Genomic DNA, 2,503 nt, shown 5'->3' on the forward strand with positions numbered 1-2,503 from the left:
AATAGCAGTGGTCTTATTAATATGAACGCGCGTTTGTATGACCCTGTGATTGGTCGTTTCTTAAGTGCCGATACGTTTGTGCCAGAGCCGAGCTTTAGCCAAAGTTACAACCGTTACGCTTATGTACTTAATAATCCGGTGAAATTTAATGACCCTACTGGTCACGTTTGGGGGTGGTTTGTTGCTGGGCTTGTCATTTTTATTGGGTCTCAAACCTTTGAAAATCCGACCATACAGAAAGTCGGCGCAATCGTTGGTACGGTGATGATGGCCTATGGTGCCGGAGGGTTTTATTCGAGTTTAGGAGAAACTGCACAAGTAGCGGCAAGTGGTGCAACTACCTCTTTTACAACTAACTATATAACCACGGGAGACTTTGGCAGCGCATTAGAGGCAGGTGTTATTGGTGGAGCATCAGCGGCTATTACCAATGGGCTCGCCCATGGTGAGGGCAGTCCATTCAATGCACAAACAGGAAGCTTAAGAGCGGCATTACCCCTTGCTCATGGTGTAGCTCAAGGCGGTATCCATGAATTGCAAGGTGGTAGCTTCAAGCAAGGCTTTATCAGCGGTGTCATTGGTAAGCTTGGTGGAGGAATTGTTCATGCCAATGTTCAAACGCAAACTCTTCAAGCTGGAGGTATGATTATCGTGTCAGGTATAGCGGCCGCCGCAAGTGGTGCCAATAGCCGAGATGCGGTGATGCGTTCTGCTGTTAGTGTGATTACCGTTTATTTGTATAATGACATTTGGAATGATATGCATGCTGTTGCGCAAATGAGTAAAGCAAATACAATCATAAAAGAAGTTAATGATGCTGCTACAAAAGACAGTGTAGAGTTCTTTAAAAAAGAAGGCCCGGCTCTAGCAGTTGACTCTTTAACTGTTACAGTGGGAAGCATTGATTGTATTGCTGGCACTAAAATTGGGTGTGCACCAGCACTATGGGCGGCTGCTAGTATTGACGCTAGATGGAACCAACAACCACATATTGTTGAGCAGGGGTTAACTCAAATGAATGTTCCTTATGCTTCTGAGTTAACAAACTTAATCGGTTTGGGGTTGTCCGTGCAGGGTACAATAAACTTTATGCAAGGTTATACAACATTAGATAACACCATTGATGCGGTGGGAACTGGGGTAATTCTTTATGAGAGCAGCCATAAGCCTTAGAGGTTTGGCAATATATGTTATGTTCGCAGCAACTTGGTTTTTTTTTACAACATATAAAACAAACGGAACTGAATTAACTGTAGATACTAAGCTGGTTTTTTTAGGAGAAGACAGCGAACGATTCGGTGGGGTGTCTTTATATTATCAAACGGTAAAGGGAATCAAGTTAAGAGTTAGAGTGAATAGAGAAAGCTATTTGGCATTAATGAGCTCAGATATCACAGATAAACGTTTGTGCAGCGTTGTTTATTTTAAGAACGAAAGCTTTGTTTTTAATGAATATCAGAGTGTGAAGTCGATTCAATGTGATGGGCGCAATCTCTACCCTCTTTCTGAGTAATAATAGATTATGTTATGAAATTATACTATGTGTCAGTTTTAATGCTAGTTACAGGTTGTGGTGGTAGCTCTGCCACCTCAAATCCAGACTCAAATGTATCTCGTTACAGTAGTGATTATGCTGCATCTGATTTACACGTGTTCTTCACACTATCAGCAACAAGCACCTCCAATGCTGAGGTTTATGGGTATGTGCATGATACCTCGTTTAATTACGTTGCTATTAATGGAGGTGACCAACTGGTCGCTGAAGTTGACAGTGTGAACCTCTCGTTAGCTGAAACATCGGTAGAAGGGGGCGTTTACTATTATGGTGCAGATGTTTCAGCAAGCGCCTCTGAGTATATTGTTGAGTTATTGAGAGATAATGTTGTTCAAAGTTCACTGACAGTGAATGAACTTCCGCTCCCCTTTACATTAACGACAAGCTTTGCAGGCGAAGTTATAGATGTATCGTGGGCCCCGGAATCAGATCATACATACTCTAATGTAGTGGAAACGCTAACCTGTACAAATAGTACCGAGATCAATATCAGAACGGCGTCATCAGATATAAACTCGGGTGAATATCTGCTCAATTCAGGTTCTTATAACAAGAGCCTGAGTGAGATATTCGGTCAGACTCAAGCTCAGCTAACTCAAGGTTACGACACTTGTACCTTTGAGATGGATATTATTGCTACTAAAGACTCCATACCAACTCTATCCAATGGGCAAATAACTCTGGATGTTCAACAAAAAAGAACGGTAAGAGTAGACATATAACCCTCTCCACAATAGCTCAAGCATTGTAGCTAAATGCTTGAGCTATAAATTTTAAGTCGTAAAACTGATAAGGTGAGATGAAGTTTCGTATCGAGCTATGGTTAGAACACCTACCCTAGAAAATACCATTCGAAAAGGTAGGCAATGAGCTTCAAGAAATCCTTGACCAGCGTCTTGAAGATGAAACGGCTGAAATTGTTTGGGTGGCGACCAGCCGTGATAACTT

The 2,503-nt window shown here is 41.9% G+C and carries 3 protein-coding genes; all 3 read left to right on the forward strand.

The genetic code is table 11. The features are described from left to right. Window positions 1–1,173 (forward strand): RHS repeat-associated core domain-containing protein (locus ACQEXR_RS19890; RefSeq protein ID WP_427021004.1); only part of this gene is annotated, 1,173 nt, incomplete at its 5' end. Next, a complete protein-coding gene (locus tag ACQEXR_RS19895) occupies window positions 1,151–1,513 on the forward strand; it encodes a hypothetical protein (protein ID WP_138973163.1) in 363 nt (120 codons plus the stop codon). The genes ACQEXR_RS19890 and ACQEXR_RS19895, both read left to right, overlap by 23 nt. A 14-nt stretch (window positions 1,514–1,527) precedes the next feature. Further along, window positions 1,528–2,277, forward strand: a complete 750-nt coding sequence (locus tag ACQEXR_RS19900; RefSeq protein ID WP_427021005.1) for a hypothetical protein — start codon at window positions 1,528–1,530, stop codon at window positions 2,275–2,277. Window positions 2,278–2,503: the final 226 nt, after the last annotated feature.

The sequence above is a fragment of the Vibrio sp. TRT 2004 genome (genome assembly GCF_050113735.1).
In the GTDB taxonomy this organism is placed as follows: Bacteria; Pseudomonadota; Gammaproteobacteria; order Enterobacterales; family Vibrionaceae; genus Vibrio.